The following is a 20467-nucleotide window of genomic DNA, read 5'->3' as shown; positions in this document are numbered from 1 at the left end:
AAACGCTCCTACTCCGCCGCCTGCCGCTCTCCGAAGGCGATGCCGGTGAAAGTCTGGTTCAGATGCATCGACCGGTACTGTTCGCCATAGGTGCCGAAGCCGATGACGTTGTTGACCTTGTAGAGTTCCGAAATCTCGCGAAAGACCTGCCGGTTGCGCGCGTCGAGCCTGCGCAGCACGCAGTCGAAACCGAGGATCATGTCGATGCCGCCAAGCCTTTCCTCGACATCCCTAAGGGCGGCACGTGTCGATTCAACCATGTTCTTGGGCTGGGCGATGGAAAGGACGACCCCATCGTCGATGGCGCAGAAGAACGACAGCGAGCCGTCCGCGTGCATCTTCTGGATCGAGCGGCAATAAAATTCGCCGCCGACTTTCACCACCACCGGGTGCGAAGCGAAACTCAGCGGCGTCAGCATCTGCGGGATGACGCCGACCGAGGCGGCATATTCCTCGGCGGCATTGGTGGCGTTGAATTCGCGCACGGTGCGGTGGTCCGGATCGGATGCCGTCACCACCAGCTTCTCGTCGGTGGGGACGAAATTGTCGGTCTTGAACACGTGGAAAGGAATTTCAGTGGTGATCAGCACGATAATGGCGCTGTCGGAGGCAACCTTGCCGTTCGAGATCAGCCGCGTCGTCTCGAATTTCAGATCGTCGCCCGCCGAACCGCCGATCAGCGGAATATCGTCGAGGCCCCAATGAATGGCGGAGGTCACCGCTTCCTCGGCATAGGACAGTCCGTCGATGAAGCAGAGCGCGAAGGTGGTGTTGGTCCGTTCGTACCCGACGCGGCTCTGCAGCGAGCGCCGCAGCGCCCCGACCTCATCGGTGATCCTGTCCATGCTCGACGAAGCGAGACTATCGACCATGGTGCTTGCGACCGAAAACGATGCAGACGGAAGCAGCAGGGCGAGAACCTGGCCTTCCTCCAGACCGCGCGGCGTGATTTCGCCGGCGGTGGAGCAGCCGGCATAGGCTAATCCCGGCGCGTTGACCTTCAGCGCGTCCGACAGGGTCGTCGCATCGACCAGGCTCTGGGAGAAAAAGAGCAGGGCGAAACCGGCATCGATGGCTGCGGCTTCGGCCGCGATCGCCTGGGTGAACGCATTGGCGTCGGGCTCATCCGTGGTGAGCGCCGACAGGCCGCATGCATAGCGCGTCCGTGAACTGGCCAGCGGCTTCCTCCTAACCTTCCTCCGACGCTCTTTTTGTGCGCGTCTAGCGCGCCGGCGTCGAAGTCATTGTTGTCTTCAAGTGCCGCTTTGGCAATGAGCCAACATGACGGATTTGAAGTTTCTGCTATTTTTGGCGGCATTAGCGCTTAGAAACTTCAATCCAAAACCACACTGGGAGGGAGCTGATCGATGGAAGCAGAGGTCAGGAAGCTGTTTGAAAGGTACGAGCAGCTTTTCCGGAAATCCCTCGCCGGCGATGCCGACATGGATGAGGTCGTATCGGTCTATGCCTCCGCCTTCATTGCGGCGTCGCCTGCCGGCGTCATGGTCGGGAAGAACGACGACCAGCTCAAGCAGGTTATGGAACAAGGCTATGCTCATTACAGAGCGATCGGCACGAAGGAGATGCGGATACGGGACGTTCGTATCTCGCCGATAGACGAGCATCACTGCATTGCCCATGTCGCCTGGACCTCGGTCTATGCACTCAAAGACCGACCGGACGTCACGATCGATTTCGACGTCCACTACCTCGTGCAGCAGCTGGGTGGTGAGCCTAAAGTATTTGGGTGGATATCGGGCGACGAGCGGGAAGTTCTCAGAAAACACGGCATCGGCTGAAAACCGCTTGGCCAGAACCAGCCGCTCATGGATCGGAGGCGGCAGCGCACAGCGATCGAAGTTTTCGCTTGGTTGCGCCGTTTGCCTGCCTTTGCGTGACCGAAAGTACAATATGCGGATTCTGGGACGAACTGCATTCTCGCAATCTCGGCATTCCGCGGCACTTTTTCCATGCTTTATGCGGTATAAGACGGGCTTTATGCGGTATAAGAATAGCGGACAGATGGAGGGCTCGGGCACCACCGACGCCAGAACGACCAAGGTAGCACCCAGGGAGGTTTCATGTCGGATATATCGTTGACGGTGAACGGAAAGCGGGTCAGCGGCGCTGCCGAAGACCGTACGCTTCTGGTTCATTTCTTGAGGGAGAATCTCGGCCTGACCGGGACGCATGTCGGCTGCGACACTTCGCAATGCGGCGCCTGTGTGATCCATGTCGACGGCAAGGCGGTCAAATCCTGCACGATGCTTGCGGTGCAGGCCTCCGGATCGACCGTGATGACGATCGAAGGCCTGGCTGATGGCGCCGACCTGCATCCGATGCAGGCAGCGTTCAGGGAGCATCATGGACTGCAATGTGGTTTCTGCACGCCGGGCATGATCATGGCGGCGACCGACATGGTCAACCGCCACCCCGAAGGCCTCGACGAGGCCACCGTGCGGGCCGAGCTCGAAGGCAATATCTGCCGCTGCACCGGCTACCACAACATCGTGAAAGCGATCCTCGCCGCATCGGAGACGATGTCCAAGGGCGGGGCCAGGCAAGCGGCATAAGGCAGTAGGCAGTAGGGCAATAAGGCAGTAGGGATTTAGGAGCCAATTTTCCTACTCCCTTACTGCCCTACTCACCTACTCCCTTACATTTTGGGAGGAATTTCTGCGATGGGCATTGAAGGTATTGGCGCTCGCGTGGCGCGCAAGGAAGACAGGCGGTTCATTACCGGCGCTGGACGCTATGTCGACGACATGGTGGTTCCCGGCATGAAGCATGCGGCCTTCGTGCGCAGCCCGCATGCGCATGCGCAGATCAAGACCATCGACGTTAGCAAGGCGCAGGCCATGCCGGGCGTCATCGGCGTGCTGACCGGCAAGGAACTCAAGGCAGACGGCATCGGCAATCTCATCTGCGGCTGGATGATCCATTCCAAGGACGGCTCGCCGATGAAGATGGGGGCGTGGTCGCCGCTGGCCTTCGACAGGGTTCGCTATGTAGGCGACGCGGTGGTCGTCGTGATTGCCGAAACCAAGGGCCAGGCGCGCGACGCTGCCGAAGCGGTCGACATCGCCTACGAGGAACTGAAGGCAGTCGTCGATGCTCCGAAGGCGCTCGAAAGGAGTGCGCCACAGATCCATCCGGAAGCCGACGGCAATCTGATTTTCGACTGGGAGCTCGGCGACAGCACGGCGACCAACGCGGCAATCAAGGCCGCTGCCCACATCACCCGCATGAAGATCGTCAACAACCGGCTGGTGCCCAACGCCATGGAGCCGCGCGCGGCACTTGGCTATTACGACAAGGCCGAGGACCATTATACCTGCTGGACGACCTCGCAGAACCCGCATCTCGCGCGCCTGGTGATGAGCGCTTTCTACAATGTCGCGCCCGAAAACAAGCTGCGCGTCATCGCGCCGGATGTCGGCGGCGGCTTCGGCTCGAAAATCTACATCTATCCGGAAGAAATCATCTGTCTGTGGGCCTCGAAGAAGACCGGCGTGCCGGTCAAATGGGTCGCCGACCGCACCGAGAGCTTTCTCACCGACGCCCATGGCCGCGACCATGTCTCGACGGTGGAGATGGCCTTCGACAAAAACAACAGGATCACCGGGCTAAAGGTCGACACCATCGCCAATCTCGGCGCCTACATGTCGTTGTTCTCGTCCTGCGTGCCGACCTATCTCTACGCGACGCTGTTGTCGGGCCAGTACGATATTCCAGCGATCCACGCCAATGTGCGCGCCGTCTATACCAACACCGCACCGGTCGACGCCTATCGCGGGGCAGGGCGGCCGGAGGCCACCTATCTGCTCGAACGCACGATCGAGACCGCCGCACGCGAGTTGGGCGTGTCGCCGGCGGAGCTTCGCCGAAAGAACTTCATCACATCGTTCCCGCACCAGACGCCGGTCATCATGAACTATGACGCCGGCGATTATGCCGCTTCGCTCGACGCGGCGATGGCGGCTGCCGATTATGCCGGCTTTCCCCAGCGCAAGGCCGACGCCGCCAAGAGAGGCAAGCTGCGCGGCATCGGCTTGAGCAATTACATCGAGGCCTGCGGCCTGGCGCCGTCGGCGGCGGTGGGCAGTCTTGGAGCGGGTGTCGGCCTTTGGGAAAGTGCCGAGGTGCGCGTCAATGCCGCCGGCACCATCGAGGTGCTGACCGGCTCGCACAGCCACGGCCAGGGCCATGAGACCACTTTCGCGCAGCTGGTCAACCAGCGCTTCGGCGTGCCGATAGACAGTGTCTCGATCGTCCATGGCGATACCGACAAGGTGCAGATGGGCATGGGCACCTATGGTTCGCGCTCGGGCGCCGTCGGCATGTCGGCCGTCGCCAAGGCGCTCGACAAGGTCGAGGCCAAGGCCAAGAAGATCGCCGCGCATCTGCTCGAAGCCGACGAGGGCGACATCGTCATCGAAGACGGTGCCTTGAAGGTCACCGGCACCGACAAAAGCGTGCCATGGTTCCAGATGGCGCTTGCCGCCTACACCGCGCATAACCTGCCCGGCGGTATGGAGCCGGGGCTGAAGGAGACCTCATTCTACGATCCGTCGAACTTCACCTTCCCGGCTGGCTGCTACGTCTGCGAGGTCGAGATCGATCCAGAGACCGGCGTGACCGAGATCGTCCAGTTCGTCGCCGCCGACGATTTCGGCAACATCATCAACCCGATGATCGTCGAAGGCCAGGTGCATGGCGGCATCGCGCAAGGCATCGGCCAGGCCTTGCTGGAAGGCGCCAACTACGACGCCAGCGGCCAGCTGCTGACGGCCAGCTATATGGATTACAGCATGCCGCGCGCCGACGATCTCCCGTCGTTCGTGGTCTCGACCTCGAACACGCCGTGCCCGGGCAATCCGCTCGGCATCAAGGGTTGCGGTGAGGCCGGCGCCATCGGCTCACCGCCGGCAGTGATCAACGCCATCACCGACGCCATCGGTATAACTGATATCGCCATGCCGGCATCGCCGTCCACGGTCTGGGCAGCGATCCGGGCGACGAAACACTGATAAGCAAATAACGAATAGGGAGTAGCGAATAGGGAACAAAGAGCGTGCGAGGGGGTAGGCCCTATTCGCTATTCGCTACTTCCCTATTCGCTCTTTCCCGAAGGGAGAAAGACAAATGTACGCAGTCAACTATCACCGCGCCGCCTCGGTCGCCGATGCCGTCAAGCTGCTCGAGAGCGGCGATGCGAAGCTGCTGTCAGGCGGCATGACGCTGATCCCGGCGATGAAGACGCGGCTTGCCGCACCGTCCGATCTCGTCGACCTTTCGCATATCGGGGAATTGAAAGGCATCGAGGTGTCGGGCAGTACCATCACCATCGGCGCCGGCACCACGCATTACGACGTCGCCCGCGACGAGAAACTGAAGAGTGCCTGTCCGGCTTTGGCCCACATGGCTTCTCTGATCGGCGATCCGGCGGTGCGCTATAGAGGCACGATCGGCGGCTCGATCGCCAACAACGACCCGGCGGCCGACTATCCGGCGGCACTTCTGGCGCTCGACGCCAAAATCATCACCAACAAGCGCGAGATCGCCGCCGCCACATTCTTCAAGGGCCTGTTCGAGACGGCGCTGGAGGACGGCGAGATCGTCACCGCGGTGACCTTCACCGCGCCATCCAAGGCGGCCTATGAAAAATTCCGCAATCCGGCATCGCGCTACGCGATCGTCGGTGTGTTCGTGGCCAAGGGAGCGGACGGGGTCCGTGTCGCCGTCACCGGGGCCGGCGACGACGGCGTGTTCCGTTCGAAGGAAATCGAGGCGGCACTTGCCTCGAACTTCGACGCCGCTGCCGTCAGCGGGATGAAAGTGCCGGCGAACAATCTGATGACGGACATCCACGCCTCGGCCGATTATCGCGCCAATCTGATCGTGGTGATGGCCAAGCGCGCCGTGGCTGCCGCCAACGCCTGAAGATACCGATTGCCCGGTCTTGGGATTGCCAGCTATTGGGAAGGGGCCCTCGCGGCCCCTTTTTCGTTGCCCTCGGGCTTGACGGCAGGACATGCCGGAGTGTTGCCATCTCGCACTTGCACAACGCTCTATTGCACTGCAATATGCTTGGAGGAAATGCGAGCCGGGGCTCGGAGCGCACAGTCATAGCCTGCAGCCCTTTCGCATCGTTCAATGCGAAGGGACCGGCATGACGGATATCTCCGCGACGCAGCTTGTCGTGTCCCGACCCGCCGCCGACACATCGTCGAGAACAAGGCTGGCCTATCTCGACGGATGGCGCGGCCTGTCGATCGCACTGGTGCTGATCGGCCATTTCTTTCCCATTCCCGGGATCAACCTCGGTGTCATGGGCGTCGAGTTCTTCTTCGTGCTCAGCGGCCGGCTGATGGCCGAGATACTCTTTGTCGAACGCTATCCGCTCAAGGCGTTCTTCAAGCGCCGGTTCTCCCGCATCTATCCGGCGCTGCTGGTTTTCGTCATCGCTTCGATGGTTGCCCTGTCCGGTACATTTGTCGCCTTCAAATGGAAGGCGGCGCTGACGGCGCTGACATTCACCTACAATTATGCCGGGATTCTCGTCAGCCGCGCCGGCGCGCTCGACCATATCTGGTCGCTGTGCGTCGAAGAACACGCCTATGTCATCCTGGCGCTGATCAGCTTTGTCGTTTCGGGGCGTGCCCGCGTCGTCATGCTGCTCAGCGCGCTGTCGGTGCTGGCTATGGCGAACGGCGCGATTTCGTACTGGGTCTTCGGAATGGACTACGAAACCACCTATTGGCGGACCGATGTGCACATCGCCTCGATCCTGCTGTCGGCGGTCATATGCCTGCTCAGGGCCGACGACAGGCTGCCGGCCTTGTTCAAAGGGCAGCATGTCGCCGTTGCAGCGTCCGTCGGGGCGGTCCTTCTGTTCATGGATACGGTGCCGACGCCAATCCACTATCTGGTTGCGGTGCCGCTGTTGGCGCTCGCCGTCAATTCGCTCGATTTCAGCACTCGGTACCTGACCGGATTCCTGTCCTCCTGGCCGATGGCGACGCTGGGGCTGTGGTCGTATTCGCTCTATCTGTGGCAGCAGCCGTTCTACAAATTCGTCTATTCGCAGGGCAGCGCGCCGCTGCTGATGCTGGCCGGGGCGTTCGCTTGCGCCTTGTGCAGCTACTACATCGTCGAAAAGCCGGCCCGCGCCTGGCTAAACCGCAACTGGTAGAACTGTCGGCTCAGCCGGTGATCTGCCTGGTATAGTAGCGCACCGCCTTTTTGCCGCCGTGGATAACTGCGTCGCCGACCTCGACGAAGCCGAGCGCAGCGTGAAACGCATCCGAGGCCGGATTGGGCGGTTCGGCATTCACCTCGCAAGTGACGATGGTCTGGCCGGCACGCAGTGCATGGTCGAATAGATCCTCATAGAGCAGTCGGGCATGGCCGCGGCCACGCGCGTGGCCTGCGACGACGACACGGTCGACATAGACGAAGCGCGGATAGCGCTCGCGGAACCACAGGAAGTTCGGGCTGTCGTAGCTTGCGCCCTGGTCGAAGGTCATGATGAAGGCTTCGAGTGCGCCGATGCGGCGCGCATAAAACGCTTCGCCGAGCAGGAAGGACAGGCGTTCTGGCTCAAGCCACGACAACTCGGCCGCGTGCTCGTTGTTGAGGGCGAGGACGGCCGGCTCGTCCTGAGGCGAGACCCGGTCGATCTGCGAGGGTGTGTCGATGATCATGCTCTCACTGCCGCAATCGTCGCCGCCACCAGCCCTTCGTCGGTCACCGTGTTGCGGTACTCGCGGTCGAGGTTGGTGCCGCCCATGCCCACATGCGGGTTGCGGTAGCGCATGGTGCTCGGCATGTCCTTGAGTGCGGCGAAATGCATTTCGCTCAGCCCGGCTCTTGCCCGCACCTCAGCGATATTCCCGGGGTCGAGCCCACCGCAGCCGAGAATGATGATGCGCTTCCCGGCCTGCCGGACAAGGTCCGCCAACAGGGTTACGCCTTCCAACGCGGTGTCGCGCTGGCCGCTGGTCAGCACGCGGCCGACCTTGCTGCGGATCAGCGCTTCCAAAGCCTCGGCCGGATCGCGCGTCATGTCGAAGGCACGGTGGCAGGTGACGTTCAAGGGTCCTGCCGCCTGCACCAATTCGCTCATGCGCTTTTCGTCGATAGTGCCGTCGGCGTTCAGGCAGCCGACGACGACACCGGCCACGCCAAGCTCGCGCAGCGCGCTGACATCGGCGAGCATCGAGCTGTATTCGGCCTCGCTGTAGAGAAAATCGCCGCCGCGCGGCCGCACGATGACATGGAACGGGATCGTCGCCAGTTCGAGGGCGGCGCGCACGGTGCCGAAGCTTGGCGTGATGCCGCCTTCGATCAGGCTGGCGCAGAGCTCGACCCGGTCGGCGCCGGCGGCCTGGGAGGCGAGCAGGCCGTCTATGCCTTCGACGCAGATTTCGATCAGCGGCAGGCGAGGGTGGTCGATGTCGGTCACGAGGGATCCATTGGTCAATTCGGCTGATCCTGCCCTAGCATTGGGTCTACTGCCGCGAAAGCTGGAATTGCTGGCTCAGCCGCCGCTTGGCCGCGGCAGCGCATCAGATCCGCAAATTGTGAGCGTTCGCGCGCACGAAGTCGATAAAGGCCCGCAGCTTCGGGGGGACGAGGCGGCGACTGGGATAATAGAGGTGGAGCGGTTCGTAGGTCGGACAGAAAGGCTCCAGCACCTTGACCAGCGCGCCTGAGGCGAGAAGCGGCGCAGCGAGGCCTTCGACGGCGAAGGCAAGGCCAAGCCCTTGCGCGGCGGCTGTGATGCAGAGCGGAAGCGTGTTCACGATCAGACGTGCGTCGGGCGTGAACTCGACCTGGCGTCCATCGACGACGAACTCCCAGGGCGAGATTGCGCGGGTGCGGGTGAAGGCAAAGGCGATGCAGTGGTGGGCGGCGAGGTCGGTGGGTCGCGTGGGCGTGCCGTTGCGCGCCAGATAATCCGGGCTGCCCAACACGACCGTCTGCAGCGGCCCGCCCAGACGCGCACCGATCATATCCTTCTCGAGAAGCTCGCCGATCCGCAAGCCGGCATCGAAACCCTGAGCGGCGATATCGACGAAATTGTCGTCGAAGATCAGGCTAAGCCGCACGTCCGGGTAAGCGTCCATGAACGGTCCCATCAGCGGCTCGATCAGCAGCGGCGCTGCGATCCACGGTAGACTCAGGCGCAGCGTGCCGGCGGGGCGATCACGGGTCTCGCGCAGCGCCGCGCCTGCCGCCCAGATCTCTTCGGCCGCCGGGCGTACATGGTCGAGGTAGTGGGCACCGGCTTCGGTCAAGCCGACGCTGCGGGTCGTGCGGTTGAGGAGCCGCACCCCCAGACGCTCCTCGAGCCCCTTGACGGCCTCGCTCAACGAGGCCGGAGCGACGCCGAGTTCGGCGGCGGCGCGGGTGAAGCTCTTGACCTGCGCGACCTTCACGAAGGCGACGATGCCGCTGAACTGGTCGAGGCGCATTGTGAGGATATTCCAAATAGCCTTGTCGAACTATACGGGTTTTTCCGGTGAACAAAAAGCCTCATGTTGGGTTCGACGACTGGGCTTCGCTTTTGCGACGGCTCGAACAGGCAAGGAGACAGAACCAATGACCAGGCTCGCTTCGCTCGCCGCCGGTGCTCTCCTGGCGGTGTCCGCCGCCCCCGCCAACAGCGGTCCGCAGGAAGATCGCAACATCCAGGTCATCAAGGACTATTACGCGGCTTATGCGACCGGGAACCCGGAGGCGGTTCGGCCGTTCCTCGCGCCCGACATCGTCTGGCGCATTCCCGGCCATCATCCGCTCGCCGGCGACAAGCGGGGGCCGGAGGAGGTGGTCGCCTTTTTCCGCGGCCTGGCCGACGGCAAGTTCAAGGCTGAGCCGATCTTCTTCCAGGCGCAGGGCGATCTCGTCGTCGACATTCATCGCGGCTGGTCGAACGTCGGCTCAGGTCCCGAGGTCGATCAGCTCTACGCCCTGATGTTTCGCATCAAGGATGGCAAGATCACTGAAGCACAGAATTTTTTGACCGACATGTACCAGTCGGACGCCTTCTACTGGGCGCACTACCTGCTGAAGCCACTGCCCGGTCGACTGGCGGATGACCGCTGAGATGGCGGCCTTCCGTCGCGCCGCGCTTCTCGCTCCAAGCCAAAGGAGACTTGCAATGCTGAAAACCCTGGCGCTAGCCGTGGCAATCGCCGTCGCGCTCGCCTCCACTGCCGTCGCCGCCCCGCGCGTCGAGCGCGTCACTTTCGCCTCGCATGGCGAGCAGATCGTCGGCGATCTCTATCTGCCTGAGGATCTGGACCCCACGAAACCTCGGCCCGCGCTGGTGGTGACCGGCGCCTGGATGACGGTGAAGGAACAGATGCCAGCCCGCTACGCCCGCGAGATGGCCGACCGCGGCTTCGTCGCCTTGACCTTCGATTTTCGCGGTTGGGGCGAAAGCGGCGGCGCACGTCGCCAATACGAGGATCCCGGCGCCAAGATCGCCGATATCGAAGCGGCGGTCGCCTATCTCGCGACCCGGCCCGAGACCGACAAGGACCGCATCGGCGGGCTCGGCATTTGCGCCAGCTCCGGCTATATGGTCACTGCCGCCGCTAAAAATGCGGCGATCAAGTCGGCCGCTCTTGTCGCACCCTGGCTGCACGACGCCGAGGTGGTCGAGCAGACCTATGGTGGCAAGATCGGCGTCGCCAAGCTTGAAGCCGCGGGCGATGCGGCCGAGGCCGCGTATCGCAGCACCGGCAAGCAAGCATTCCTGCCCGCCGCGAGCCTGACCGATGATCGCGCGATCATGTTCAAGGTGCCTTACTACACCGAACCCGGTCGCGGCATGATCGCGGCCTGGCGCAACGAGGCCGATCCGGGCTTTTGGCGCGGCTGGCTGGCGTTCGACGCGGTCCAGGCTGCTCCGCGCCTGCGCCAGCCCTTTCTGATGGTCCATAGCGAGGCGGCTGCCATCCCGCAGGGTGCGCACAAATTCTACGCACGGCTGACCAGCTCCAAGCAAGAGCTGTGGCTCGACAACGTCAGCCAGTTCGATTTCTACGACCACGCCGCGCCGGTGAGGGCCGCGAGCGACGCCGTCGCTGCGCATTTCCGCGCCACGCTGGGCAATGCGGGGCTGGGCAATGCGGGGGAGGAGGGACAATGAACTGGGTCACGCGCCGGCACGTCGTCCTGGTCTCGGCAGTCTTCACCGCGACGCTTGCCGCTTCACCCGCTTTGCGTGCGTCGCAGTCCACGGCTGCGCTGACGGTCGAAGACAGGACCGCCATCGCCGAGGCCGTGGCGGGGGTCGGGCTCTATGCCGATTTACGCGAATGGAACCGGGTCCGATCCTATTTCGCGGCTCGCGTGACGACCGACTATACCAGCCTTTTCGGCGGCGAGGCAGCGACCAGCGACCGCGACGCGCTGATCGCTCAGTGGCAAGGTCTGCTGCCGGGCTTCGACGCCACCCAACACCTCATCACCAATATCGTTGTCGAAGGCGCGGGCGACGATGCGGTTGCGCGCAGCCATGTCCGCGCGACCCACTGGATCGACACCCGGTTCTGGACAGTCGGCGCCAGCTATCTCCACCGGTTGGTGCGGACACCAGAAGGCTGGCGCGTCAGCGCCATTTCCATTCGCCGCTTGTACGAAGAAGGGGACCGCGCCGTTCTTGCCGCCGCCGCGGACCGGGTGAATGCGGAGGCGAATTGAGCAGTGGGGTTGGTAACCGCTGAAGTGGCAGCTATTGGCGCAACACCGTGTTCTTGGTGCCTTCCTCGACCTGATCTATGACCAGCAGCTTCACCGGATCGGCGCCGACATTGGTGGCCTGATGCCACTGCCCGATCATTTCGATGATGAAATCGCCTGACTTGTACGTAGTGCTCTTGCCGGTCTCGACATTGGTGACCTGAAGCGTTCCACCCTCGACATAGGCATAGCGGGGGAACGGGTGCTTGTGGACCGGTAACGTCGCGCCCGGCGCTATCTCATAGGACGAAACCAGCACCTGAACGTTCTTCTGCGGCAGCGTGATCGGCTGGCCGGACGCCGTCTCGGTTCGCGAGGCAAGCGGGGTCACGACAACCGGGGTGCCGCTGGCGTCCAGCGCGTGCGCGGCGGTTGCGGACAGGGCTGCCGTTAGCAGCAGCGCAGATGCCAAGATTTTGTGCATGATTCCCCCCGAGTTGCGTCAGCATTGCGCGGCGAGCATTCGCACGCAAGCTTGGCTGTTCAGGAGCGCCTAGCCTGCTCTCCTGAACATGCCTGGCGTCATGCCATGCGCAGCGCGGAACGTGCGGGAAAGATGGCTCTGGTCGGCGAAACCCGCCGCAATGGCGGCATCGGCGAGGCCAAGCCCCTGTTCGATCAAGCAGCTGGCGCGACGCAATCTGCGGTCGCGGATATAGGTCGCCGGCGTCAGGCCAATCGCCTTCTTGAAATCCCGGATGACCTGGAACCGGGTGACACACGTGGCGCCAGCAAGCCGCTGCAGGTCGAGCTGCGACCCAAGTTCGCTTTCGACAAGGTCCTGGTAGAGCGAGAACCTTTGTCGCGATCCCGAGTTTTCGACCTCGTCGGTTCGCCCGCTCCAATCGCCATGCCGAACGATAAGGCGCCTCAAGGCGACAAGCAGGGACGCCTCGGCTTGCGTCGCGTCTTGGGACGTCGAGCCTGCATGCGCTGCCGCCAAGGCCGCGGCGAGATGGCTGTCTTCGATGATCGCGCGTGAGAAGACCGGAGCGCCATTCCCGCCCAACTCGCGGGCGACCGCCGTCATGAGCGGCACCGAGGGATAAAAGGTCCGGTAGGCCCAGCCTTCCTCCGCACCCTGCTCGCCGTCATGCCACTCCTCGGGGTTGACGACGGCAATGGTGCCTGCCGGAGCGACAACGCTTTGGCGGCCGATGCGGATGCGTTCGCAGCCAGACGTAATCAACGCGATCACATAGGTAGGGTGCGTGTGCAGTTCGTAGCGGTGCTGGGTGAAGCGCGCCTTGAACAGGGCAAGATCAGGGAAGCAGGGATGGCGCCAGTACTTCCTGGTCTCTGTGGCGTGCATGGCTTTTGTCCCTGCTGCGGTCAATCTGGTTCAAGACGCCCTTGCGTGGCCCTGTAATCATGATCCCGGATCAAACCGCCCTTTGCCGGCGCGGAAGGAGAGTATCATGCTGCACAATGACCCCATCGCCGCCCTGACGCCAGAGGTGATTGCCTGGCGCCATCATATCCATTCCAATCCCGAACTCGGATTCGATGAAAACGAAACGGCGCGTTTCGTTGCCGAGAAACTGCGCGCCTTCGGCTTCGACGAGGTTCATGAGGGGATCGGCGGCACCGGGGTTGTTGGCGTCCTGCGCGGCGGCACAGGGACACGCGCCATCGGTCTTCGCGCCGAACTGGACGCGCTTCCGGTCGTGGAGAAGACCGGCTTGCCCTATGCCTCCAGGAATGAGGGCATAATGCACGCCTGCGGCCATGACGGCCACACCGCCATGCTGCTCGGCGCCGCCAGGCTGCTCAGCCAATCCCGCGCCTACGACGGCATTGTGTACTTCATCTTTCAGCCGGCCGAAGAAAACGAAGGCGGCAGCATGCGGATGATCGAGGACGGCCTGTTCGAGCGTTTCCCAGTCGAAGCGATGTTTGCCGTCCATAATTGGCCGGGCCTCAAGTCCGGCACGATCGCCGCTCGCGCCGGAGCGCAGATGGCGGCCGTCGACAATTTCGAGCTGACCTTCGAGGGTCTTGGCGCGCATGCCGCCATGCCGCAGCGCGGTGACGACCCGATCCTGGCCGCGGGCGCCTTCGTCCAGGCCGTCCAGCGCATCGTCAGCCGTTCGGTCGACCCTCAAAGCGCGCTGGTCGTCAGCCTCACACAGATCCATGGCGGCAATGTCGGCAACATCGTGCCTGGCAAGGTCTGGCTGCAAGGCACCTGCCGCTTTTTCGAGCCCGGTCATTCCGATCATTGCGAGAAGCTGATCGGCGAGATCGCCCGGGGCATTGCTGCGGCCCATTCGCTCAACGCCACGCTCGACTACAGGAAGGGCTATCCGCCGCTCGTCAACACGGCTGACGCGACAGCCCGCGCCTTCGAGGCCGCCGCCGCCACCGTCGGGACGGAGAACGTCCTGACCGAGTTCAGCCCGAGCCTCGGCTGCGAGGATTTCGCCTTCATGATCCGCGAGGCCGGCGGCTGCTACGTATGGATCGGCGCCGGCGATGTCGGCCCCGGCGAGGGCCTGCACGGCGATCGCTACGTCTTCAACGACCAAATCGTCCCGACCGTGATGCGGTACTACGTCAATCTGGTCGAGCAGACGCTTGCCCCGCGCTGAACCGTCGGCGGGAAACTGAAGGTTCAGCGAGAAATGCCGATCTGAACGCGCTTCGTCGTCTGCGCGTCAACCCAGCGCCTCTCAACCGGCTGTGGCCACGAGTTGCTCTACGGGAACGAGATTTCCGAGCGCCGCCTGCGCCTTATTGGCCTGCTCTTCATCGACATGCGCCATCACGAAAATGACGCCTTGTATAACGTGCGGCTCACCCGGCTTTTTGGCAGGATCGGCGAATGCCTTGAGAAGCCCGCCGGCAAAGCCGCCGCAGGCCCCACCGACCAGGACCATGCCAGCCACCGCTCCGACAGGGTCGATGCCCGTGGCTCCAAAAGCACCCAGGCCAACTAACAGACCAACTGCCGCGCCCAGGGCGGCACCGCCCGGACCGCGCATAACGGCGCCGATTTCGTCGTCGTAAGGTCCTATGACGCTGATCTGTTCGTGAGAAATTCCTGCCGCCTGAAGCGCGGCAACGGCACGCGCTGCTTCATCGTGGGAATCGAAAAGTCTGCTGATTGTTCGCATTTGACACTGCCCATAGCACATCGCCCGCCGCTCGTTTCGAAGCGGCGGGCGTCTCCTCCCTCTCGTTCAGATCACTGAATGATTTTGACGATCTTGCGTGTGCCTGGATCAACGACAACGGTCCGATTGTCCACGACAACGTACCGGTATTCGACGTCGGGAACTTCATGAAGCTCGACCGTCTCGGGTACCGTTGAGCCGATATTGAGCTCTACCCCAGGGAGTTCCACCGATGCGAGTGGCTGCTTTTCCACATATTCCCTGATGACGGTCTCCTGCTCAGGCGCGATGATCACGTCCTGAGCGGCAGCAGCGCCGATACCTGCCAAGAGCAGAAATCCCGCGGCTGCGGTTGAAAGACGCATTTTCATAGTTTTGCCTCCTGTATGTGAGCTCTGTTGCATGTGAGCTCGCTTGGCACAATCTTCGCGCTAGGCCCACTCAACCATGAGACCGCTGCAAAGGTTCCTTGGCTGGGCTTCGGTCCGATCCGAGAGGTCTTGCCGTTGGACTTAAGTCTGACCTGCCGCGCGCAATGGGGCCGGAGGTCGAACGGTCCGGAACTGCGACGGCTCGCACCCGTTCGCCCGCAAGTTTACGGGAGGATCTCATGGAGAGGATGGCCGACGAAAAAAGCAATCGAGACTTCCTCGACCGCAAGCGACTGTCGGTCGACGAGTATTATGAGGTGGAGCATTTCGCGCGAGAAAATGGCGTCTCACCCAGCCAGGTCAGCAGACTGATCAAAAAGAATGGCAGTGATCGGATGACCCTTACTCAAGCGATAAGAGCCTTGCGCGACCGGAAGTGAAAAACCGCCGCGAGGGCGATCAGGCGTTGCGCCGTCTGTACCGGCGAGATTGCAAGCATCGGAGTTGGCACATAACACCGGGCAGTGGAGCTTACGCAAAAAATCGTCGGGTGCGGTTTCCGTCCCGCCCGTAAAGCCCTAAGTTCCCTAGCAATTGATCGGTTGCAGATCAAAGATGGCGTCGCTTAGCGCTGGCGCGACGCGCCGCCGACCGGGCCGGTGGGGACATGGCGCCATACAGAGCGACAAGGCTGATCGATCGATGGAACGCACTGTCGCTGGCCACTCAGTTCCTGCTCGCGGGCGGGCTGTTCTCATTGTCGGCGATGATCGTGGTGGGAATTTCCGTGACAAGCCAGATAGAAGCCGCGGTCACCCGGAACTCGGCTTCCGCCACCGCCCTTTACGTCGACAGCGTCATCGCGCCGCTGCTCCCCGACATGCGCAGGAGCGAAGTGCTGGACGAGAGCGTTGCCCATGCGCTGGATGAGACGCTGGGGCAGGGCGCGCTCGGCACGAGGCTCCAATCCTTCAAGCTCTGGCGCCGGGACGGAACCATTCTCTATTCAACCAACAAGGCGTTGACCGGGAAGCGCTTTCCACCCAGCGACAGTCTTCGGACTGCATTTGCAGGCCAGATGGTCGCTGAATTCGACAAGCTCGATGACGCCGATGGGCAGGCTGAGAGGGACAGCGGCCTGCATCTTCTTGAAATCTATAATCCGCTGCTTCAGCCGTGGTCGGGAGAAGTCGTGGCTGTTTTGGAATTCTACGAGATCGCCACCGATTTTGAAAATGACCTTCGGCAGGCGCTCGTTCGGACCTGGTTGGACGTCGCTGCCGTCACCGCGGTTTTTTTCCTCGGGCTTTCGGCGATCGTTTTCCGTGGCAGCCGCACGATTCGTTCCCAGAGTCGCTCATTGAAGCAACGCATTGCCGAGCTTTCCGATCTGCTCGCTCAAAACAGAATGCTGAGATTGCGGGTGCAGCGGGCTTCGCAGCGCGCCACGGCGCTTAACGAACGCTACCTCAGGCGGATCGGCGCGGACCTGCATGACGGGCCGGCGCAACTGGTAGCCCTGGCTGCGTTGGGGATCGATAGCCCCGTGCTTTCCGATCCTGCCACGCCGGCTGCGGCGCGTGCACGCGAATTGCAGGCCGTCAAAGCCAATTTGGACGACGCGATGCGAGAAATCAGAAACGTCAGCAAGGGCCTTGTGCTACCGCATGTCGAGAATGCCGAGCTGACCGAAATCCTCGAGCTTGCCGTGCGAGCGCACGAAGAGCGGACCGGCGTCAAAGTGATGCTGTCCATGACCGGGGGGCACACATCCTTGTCGCCAGCGGCCAAGATCTGCATCTTTCGCTTCATCCAGGAGGCTCTGAACAACGGCTTCCGTCACGCCGGAGGTGCCGGCCAATCGGTGGCGAAACATTTCGACGGGGAGCGCGTTTTTATCGAGGTTTCCGATACCGGCCTCGGTTTCGACCCGAAGATCGTCCACCCTGAAGGCTTGGGGCTCGTCGGGTTGCGTGAGCGGGTAGAAAGCCTCGGCGGCCAGTTTGCCGTAACATCTTCACAAAATGGCACGATGGTGAAAATGGTTCTCAACACAGTCGAAATGGGACAGGCGTGATGCCAGCAGCCATAAAACTCGCCGTTATCGACGACCACCCGCTGTTCAGGGAAGGCGTCGTGCGCACTCTCGAGCAGATCGGCGGCTTCGAGATCGTTGCGCAAGGCAGCAGCAGAGATGACGCCTTGCGGATATCGGAAGACCAGCAGCTCGATATTCTCCTGATGGACATCTCGGTGCCTGGAGGGGGCCTGAGCGCGATCGAGCCGGCTCTGCAGCGACACCCGGATCTGAAAATCGTGATGCTGACGGTTTCGGAGGAGAACCAGGACGTCGTGACCGCCTTGCAGAGCGGGGCACGAGGCTATGTCCTGAAAGGTGTCGGGTCGAGAACCCTGGCCGCCATTCTGCGTACAGTGGCGCTAGGCGAAAGATATGTTTGCCCGCAATTGTCGGCGCGCGTGCTGGTCGACCTGTCTACCCAATCAACTCCGACCGCCAAGGCTGACGTGCTGGCCGAACTCACCAGTCGCGAAAGAGAGATCCTGACGTTCGTTGCCGCAGGATTGAGCAACAAGCGGATTGGTCTTCAGCTGAACCTGCACGAGAAAACCATAAAGCATCACATGACGCGCATTCTCTCCAAGCTCAACGTGAGCAACCGGACCGAAGCCGCGATGACATTGCGCGACGCGACCGAGCGTCAGCATTCGCCTGTCCGCCATTCTGCATGAGGCAACGTGGCCTTGCGGCTTGTGGCTTATGAACGCGTCGTCACTCGATCATGGCGAGCAGCCTTGCCCGATCGGAGTTCGTTGCCTGGCGCCGGATGATGGTGCGGCCCCTGGCATCTCGCATTTCATAATGGCCACCGTCGATGCGCTCGCTGAGCCCGTTGGAATGCACCACACCTACGCTTGGCCCGTGCACCTCGATCCGGTCCCCAGTGGCCGCGTTGATATACAATCTTGGCTTATTGCCAGGGTTTACCGCGGTGACCGCATCTTCAGGGGTGGTGGCCGCATTTTCGGGGGGGGTGCCCTTCGGCGATTTTGATTTGCCCTTGCCCGCGTTACCACTGGAGTTGGATTTCCCGGAATTCCCAGCATTTCCGGAATTACCATCGTTTCCAGAATTCCCCGAGTTTCCAGAATTCCCGCCGTTTCCAGAGCTTCCGGAACTCCCGTTGCCATCGTTCTTTGCCCAGGCGGCGTGCTGACTGAGCGTCAGCGACAGACCGTTTAGCGCCAGGCGGTAGGGGCTCACGACGAGAATCAAGGTCGATGCAGCGAGGCATATGGCGATGCGAAGCCGTCGTGGCGACTTGGCGGGAACTCTTGTCTTACGAAGCCTCAAGCGTTGCAGCCATGTCTGTTGCGGCCATGTCTGTTGCGGCCGTGTCGCTTCTATGATCGATGAGCTTGCCAATAGCACGTTAGAATATCCTCTAACCGTAACGGCCTGGACGGCATTATGCCCTGCTGTTTCGATTCGCCCGAGCCAATCCCAAGCCAATCTTTTGTATCTGCACCGTTTATCACGCTTCCGTCATCAGCAGGCGGTGTCAAGACCCACCAGTCTCAGGGGAGAAACTGATGGGTCTCGCTAGCGCAGGAAGGGACTCATTACTGCGCAAGTGCGTTGCCTTCATCGATCGGCTCATCAGCCGAGAACAAGCCCGACGGCTGCGGCCCCGAATGCCAAGCCAAATACCGGAATAAGCAGCCAACGTGCCTGATGGATGCTGGGGTCCATTGCAGCCTCCTGTCACGGGGTCGGCACCGTAACGGCGCCTGCGGGAACTCGGTTCCTGGAAACGCCTCCACCTCAGGCTTTTGCGATAGTAGTTCCGGACCAAAGCACTGCCTGCGCCAGCCCATGGTCGGCCAGCGGGCAGACCGAAGTCCTATTCTCGGGCCTTTTGGGACATGAAGGGCAGTCCTCGCACTAGAAGCCCCGCCGGCTCGACACAGCGGCGTGCCGGCGACGTAAATGGCCGTCGCCGTTCGATGAATGGGGACTGCTCTCCAACTTTGATCGATGACTATTGAAGGGGTCCGCACAGCGGCGGACCCCCTCGCGCCGAACGAGCGCGTTAGGTCAGAATAAGGACAATCTTGAGCGTGTCCGGGTCGACGATGACGATCCGGCCATCAGCCAGCATGAAATACTCATAGGATTCGTAAGCCGGGACGATCTCGACGATACGCGGTGGCAGACGACGCAATCTGACCCTCTCCCGCGGGACCTCGATGCCCACCGAGATGTCAAAATCGACGTCGGAAACCGGTTCGACCTTCTCCTCCTTCAGAATCTGAGTGATTTCCGTTTTCTGTTCAACGGTCACATTCTCGATCGAGCCGGTCGAGGTTTCATCCTGCTGAGTGGAGGTCTTGCCCTGGGTTTGCTGCTCGGTGGTGGTGCCGGCCTCGCCTTGGGTCTGCTGCTCGGTCCGGCTCTTCGCCTTGTCCTGGGCCTGCTGCTCGGTTGTGGCGCCAGTCTCGCCCTGGGTCTGCTGCTCGGTCTGGACCTTGGCCTTATCCTGTGCCTGTTGCTCGGTGGTGGTGCCGGCCTTGCCTTCGGCCTGATCCTCGGGCTTGACCTTCATCTCGTCTTGCGCCTGCTGATCGGTGGTGGTGCCAGCCTCGCCCTGGGCTTGCTCGTCGGTCCGCATCTTCGCCTTGCCTTGAGCCTGCTCCTCGGTGGCGGTACCGGTCTCGCCCTGGGTCTGTTTGCCCATCGACGAACCGCTAGGACAATCGGCTGAGCCGGGTGCGCAACTGGTGCCGGCGCCCGATTGGCTTTCGGCCGGCTGCTGCTGTTCCTGAGCGAGTGCTGCTCCACAGCCAACGCCGATGGCCAGCATACTGGTGATCAGAACTTTTTTCACGAGGCATCTCCTTCGAAAAGTCTGTCCCTTCAGGAGGGAAACCACCTCCAGGAAATTTAGTTCCAGGCGAATTGACCGGGCGGGGCAGGGTGCACGTTCCCTGGTTGAGGGGAATTTATCGCGGCCAATCTCGAACCTGAGGCCGCGATTTTTTCCCCTCAGGATGGAACACTGTCCTGCGACAAAAGTTTAACGCGAGCAGCATGGTATTGTCCCCTCATACAGATGCTGCAAGATCGGTGGCGCCGATCAGCCCGCGTCCTCTCCCGGAGGGCGCGGGCTTTCTGCTGTTGTCGGGCACGCCAAGAATGATGCCGAG

22 protein-coding genes are annotated in these 20467 nt (G+C 62.0%); 12 read left to right on the top strand and 10 right to left on the bottom strand.

The annotated features are described in order from the left end of the window. Positions 1 to 8 precede the first annotated feature (8 nt). Positions 9 to 1178 carry an FIST N-terminal domain-containing protein gene (locus NKH73_RS12555; RefSeq protein ID WP_352932241.1) on the bottom strand — a complete coding sequence of 390 codons (1170 nt, stop codon included), beginning with the start codon at positions 1176 to 1178 and terminating at the stop codon, positions 9 to 11. A gap of 189 nt (positions 1179 to 1367) precedes the next feature. Here NKH73_RS12555 and NKH73_RS12550 point away from each other — a divergent pair, with 189 nt between their 5' ends. The 5 genes from NKH73_RS12550 (at position 1368) to NKH73_RS12530 (ending at position 7195) form a co-directional block, all read left to right on the top strand. Then, positions 1368 to 1799: a DUF6841 family protein gene (locus tag NKH73_RS12550; protein ID WP_352931760.1), complete on the top strand. Its 432-nt coding sequence runs from the start codon at positions 1368 to 1370 to the stop codon at positions 1797 to 1799. Between the two features lie 282 nt (positions 1800 to 2081). Further along, positions 2082 to 2573 carry a (2Fe-2S)-binding protein gene (locus tag NKH73_RS12545; RefSeq protein ID WP_352931758.1) on the top strand — a complete coding sequence of 164 codons (492 nt, stop codon included), beginning with the start codon at positions 2082 to 2084 and terminating at the stop codon, positions 2571 to 2573. A gap of 108 nt (positions 2574 to 2681) precedes the next feature. After that, complete coding sequence (locus tag NKH73_RS12540) at positions 2682 to 5030, top strand: xanthine dehydrogenase family protein molybdopterin-binding subunit (protein ID WP_352931756.1); 2349 nt, start codon at positions 2682 to 2684, stop codon at positions 5028 to 5030. Positions 5031 to 5145: 115 nt separating this feature from the next. Further along, positions 5146 to 5943, top strand: coding sequence for an FAD binding domain-containing protein (locus NKH73_RS12535; protein WP_352931755.1), 798 nt, complete (start codon positions 5146 to 5148; stop codon positions 5941 to 5943). Positions 5944 to 6172: 229 nt separating this feature from the next. Continuing rightward, the gene (locus NKH73_RS12530; protein ID WP_352931753.1) at positions 6173 to 7195 is read left to right on the top strand and encodes an acyltransferase family protein; all 1023 of its coding nucleotides are present in this window, start codon (positions 6173 to 6175) and stop codon (positions 7193 to 7195) included. 10 nt (positions 7196 to 7205) lie between these two features. Here the strand turns inward: NKH73_RS12530 and NKH73_RS12525 are convergent, their stop codons facing one another. The 3 genes from NKH73_RS12525 to NKH73_RS12515 form a co-directional block, all read right to left on the bottom strand. Then, complete coding sequence (locus NKH73_RS12525) at positions 7206 to 7706, bottom strand: GNAT family N-acetyltransferase (protein WP_352931751.1); 501 nt, start codon at positions 7704 to 7706, stop codon at positions 7206 to 7208. Then, positions 7703 to 8485 (bottom strand): copper homeostasis protein CutC, encoded by a 783-nt coding sequence (locus tag NKH73_RS12520; protein ID WP_352931750.1) that lies wholly within the window; start codon positions 8483 to 8485, stop codon positions 7703 to 7705. The genes NKH73_RS12525 and NKH73_RS12520 overlap by 4 nt, the downstream gene beginning before the upstream one ends. An 85-nt stretch (positions 8486 to 8570) precedes the next feature. After that, a complete protein-coding gene (locus tag NKH73_RS12515) occupies positions 8571 to 9479 on the bottom strand; it encodes a LysR family transcriptional regulator (RefSeq protein ID WP_352931748.1) in 909 nt (302 codons plus the stop codon). Positions 9480 to 9606: 127 nt separating this feature from the next. Between NKH73_RS12515 and NKH73_RS12510 the strand changes: the two genes are divergently transcribed. Genes NKH73_RS12510 through NKH73_RS12500 form a run of 3 tightly spaced genes read left to right on the top strand, consistent with a single transcriptional unit; the run spans position 9607 to position 11715 of the window. Further along, positions 9607 to 10110, top strand: coding sequence for a nuclear transport factor 2 family protein (locus tag NKH73_RS12510; RefSeq protein ID WP_352931746.1), 504 nt, complete (start codon positions 9607 to 9609; stop codon positions 10108 to 10110). A 55-nt stretch (positions 10111 to 10165) separates the two neighbouring features. Then, positions 10166 to 11161 (top strand): alpha/beta hydrolase, encoded by a 996-nt coding sequence (locus tag NKH73_RS12505; protein ID WP_352931744.1) that lies wholly within the window; start codon positions 10166 to 10168, stop codon positions 11159 to 11161. Further along, positions 11158 to 11715, top strand: a complete 558-nt coding sequence (locus NKH73_RS12500) for a nuclear transport factor 2 family protein (protein WP_352931743.1) — start codon at positions 11158 to 11160, stop codon at positions 11713 to 11715. The genes NKH73_RS12505 and NKH73_RS12500 overlap by 4 nt, the downstream gene beginning before the upstream one ends. 31 nt (positions 11716 to 11746) lie before the next feature. Here NKH73_RS12500 and NKH73_RS12495 read toward each other — a convergent pair whose 3' ends face one another. Together NKH73_RS12495 and NKH73_RS12490 are read right to left on the bottom strand one after the other, a co-directional pair. Next, complete coding sequence (locus NKH73_RS12495) at positions 11747 to 12178, bottom strand: cupin domain-containing protein (RefSeq protein WP_352931741.1); 432 nt, start codon at positions 12176 to 12178, stop codon at positions 11747 to 11749. A gap of 69 nt (positions 12179 to 12247) precedes the next feature. Then, entirely contained in the window at positions 12248 to 13066 is an 819-nt protein-coding gene (locus NKH73_RS12490) for an AraC family transcriptional regulator (RefSeq protein ID WP_352931739.1), read from the bottom strand. 106 nt (positions 13067 to 13172) lie between these two features. Here NKH73_RS12490 and NKH73_RS12485 point away from each other — a divergent pair, with 106 nt between their 5' ends. Then, positions 13173 to 14345, top strand: coding sequence for an amidohydrolase (locus tag NKH73_RS12485; protein ID WP_352931738.1), 1173 nt, complete (start codon positions 13173 to 13175; stop codon positions 14343 to 14345). Positions 14346 to 14426: 81 nt separating this feature from the next. Here the strand turns inward: NKH73_RS12485 and NKH73_RS12480 are convergent, their stop codons facing one another. After that, a complete protein-coding gene (locus NKH73_RS12480; protein ID WP_352931736.1) occupies positions 14427 to 14891 on the bottom strand; it encodes a hypothetical protein in 465 nt (154 codons plus the stop codon). A 50-nt stretch (positions 14892 to 14941) separates the two neighbouring features. After that, the gene (locus NKH73_RS12475; RefSeq protein ID WP_352931734.1) at positions 14942 to 15241 is read right to left on the bottom strand and encodes a DUF1236 domain-containing protein; all 300 of its coding nucleotides are present in this window, start codon (positions 15239 to 15241) and stop codon (positions 14942 to 14944) included. 248 nt (positions 15242 to 15489) lie between these two features. Here NKH73_RS12475 and NKH73_RS12470 point away from each other — a divergent pair, with 248 nt between their 5' ends. From NKH73_RS12470 to NKH73_RS12460, 3 genes are all read left to right on the top strand, one after another. Beyond that, the gene (locus NKH73_RS12470; RefSeq protein WP_352931732.1) at positions 15490 to 15681 is read left to right on the top strand and encodes a DUF3606 domain-containing protein; all 192 of its coding nucleotides are present in this window, start codon (positions 15490 to 15492) and stop codon (positions 15679 to 15681) included. Between the two features lie 227 nt (positions 15682 to 15908). Continuing rightward, a complete protein-coding gene (locus NKH73_RS12465) occupies positions 15909 to 17318 on the top strand; it encodes a sensor histidine kinase (protein ID WP_352931730.1) in 1410 nt (469 codons plus the stop codon). Further along, complete coding sequence (locus tag NKH73_RS12460; RefSeq protein WP_352931728.1) at positions 17318 to 17992, top strand: LuxR C-terminal-related transcriptional regulator; 675 nt, start codon at positions 17318 to 17320, stop codon at positions 17990 to 17992. The genes NKH73_RS12465 and NKH73_RS12460 overlap by 1 nt, the downstream gene beginning before the upstream one ends. 40 nt (positions 17993 to 18032) lie before the next feature. Here the strand turns inward: NKH73_RS12460 and NKH73_RS12455 are convergent, their stop codons facing one another. Both NKH73_RS12455 and NKH73_RS12450 read right to left on the bottom strand, forming a co-directional pair. Continuing rightward, complete coding sequence (locus NKH73_RS12455) at positions 18033 to 18536, bottom strand: hypothetical protein (RefSeq protein ID WP_352931726.1); 504 nt, start codon at positions 18534 to 18536, stop codon at positions 18033 to 18035. An 817-nt stretch (positions 18537 to 19353) separates the two neighbouring features. Then, complete coding sequence (locus NKH73_RS12450) at positions 19354 to 20148, bottom strand: DUF1236 domain-containing protein (protein WP_352931724.1); 795 nt, start codon at positions 20146 to 20148, stop codon at positions 19354 to 19356. Between the last annotated feature and the right edge of the window lie 319 nt (positions 20149 to 20467).

It is taken from the genome of Mesorhizobium sp. M0938 (assembly GCF_040319125.1).
Lineage (GTDB): Bacteria > Pseudomonadota > Alphaproteobacteria > Rhizobiales > Rhizobiaceae > Mesorhizobium > Mesorhizobium robiniae.
This window is presented reverse-complemented; position numbering and strand designations above follow the sequence as displayed.

Excerpts from the sequence above, each read along its gene's own strand:
- NKH73_RS12550 (WP_352931760.1), top strand. The coding sequence starts at position 1,368 with ATGGAAGCAGAGGTCAGGAAGCTGTTTGAAAGGTACGAGCAGCTTTTC.
- NKH73_RS12545 (WP_352931758.1), top strand. The coding sequence starts at position 2,082 with ATGTCGGATATATCGTTGACGGTGAACGGAAAGCGGGTCAGCGGCGCT.
- NKH73_RS12540 (WP_352931756.1), top strand. The coding sequence starts at position 2,682 with ATGGGCATTGAAGGTATTGGCGCTCGCGTGGCGCGCAAGGAAGACAGG.
- NKH73_RS12535 (WP_352931755.1), top strand. The coding sequence starts at position 5,146 with ATGTACGCAGTCAACTATCACCGCGCCGCCTCGGTCGCCGATGCCGTC.
- NKH73_RS12530 (WP_352931753.1), top strand. The coding sequence starts at position 6,173 with ATGACGGATATCTCCGCGACGCAGCTTGTCGTGTCCCGACCCGCCGCC.
- NKH73_RS12525 (WP_352931751.1), bottom strand. The coding sequence starts at position 7,706 with ATGATCATCGACACACCCTCGCAGATCGACCGGGTCTCGCCTCAGGAC.
- NKH73_RS12515 (WP_352931748.1), bottom strand. The coding sequence starts at position 9,479 with ATGCGCCTCGACCAGTTCAGCGGCATCGTCGCCTTCGTGAAGGTCGCG.
- NKH73_RS12510 (WP_352931746.1), top strand. The coding sequence starts at position 9,607 with ATGACCAGGCTCGCTTCGCTCGCCGCCGGTGCTCTCCTGGCGGTGTCC.
- NKH73_RS12505 (WP_352931744.1), top strand. The coding sequence starts at position 10,166 with ATGCTGAAAACCCTGGCGCTAGCCGTGGCAATCGCCGTCGCGCTCGCC.
- NKH73_RS12500 (WP_352931743.1), top strand. The coding sequence starts at position 11,158 with ATGAACTGGGTCACGCGCCGGCACGTCGTCCTGGTCTCGGCAGTCTTC.
- NKH73_RS12495 (WP_352931741.1), bottom strand. The coding sequence starts at position 12,178 with ATGCACAAAATCTTGGCATCTGCGCTGCTGCTAACGGCAGCCCTGTCC.
- NKH73_RS12490 (WP_352931739.1), bottom strand. The coding sequence starts at position 13,066 with ATGCACGCCACAGAGACCAGGAAGTACTGGCGCCATCCCTGCTTCCCT.
- NKH73_RS12485 (WP_352931738.1), top strand. The coding sequence starts at position 13,173 with ATGCTGCACAATGACCCCATCGCCGCCCTGACGCCAGAGGTGATTGCC.
- NKH73_RS12480 (WP_352931736.1), bottom strand. The coding sequence starts at position 14,891 with ATGTGCTATGGGCAGTGTCAAATGCGAACAATCAGCAGACTTTTCGAT.
- NKH73_RS12475 (WP_352931734.1), bottom strand. The coding sequence starts at position 15,241 with ATGAAAATGCGTCTTTCAACCGCAGCCGCGGGATTTCTGCTCTTGGCA.
- NKH73_RS12470 (WP_352931732.1), top strand. The coding sequence starts at position 15,490 with ATGGCCGACGAAAAAAGCAATCGAGACTTCCTCGACCGCAAGCGACTG.
- NKH73_RS12465 (WP_352931730.1), top strand. The coding sequence starts at position 15,909 with ATGGCGCCATACAGAGCGACAAGGCTGATCGATCGATGGAACGCACTG.
- NKH73_RS12460 (WP_352931728.1), top strand. The coding sequence starts at position 17,318 with ATGCCAGCAGCCATAAAACTCGCCGTTATCGACGACCACCCGCTGTTC.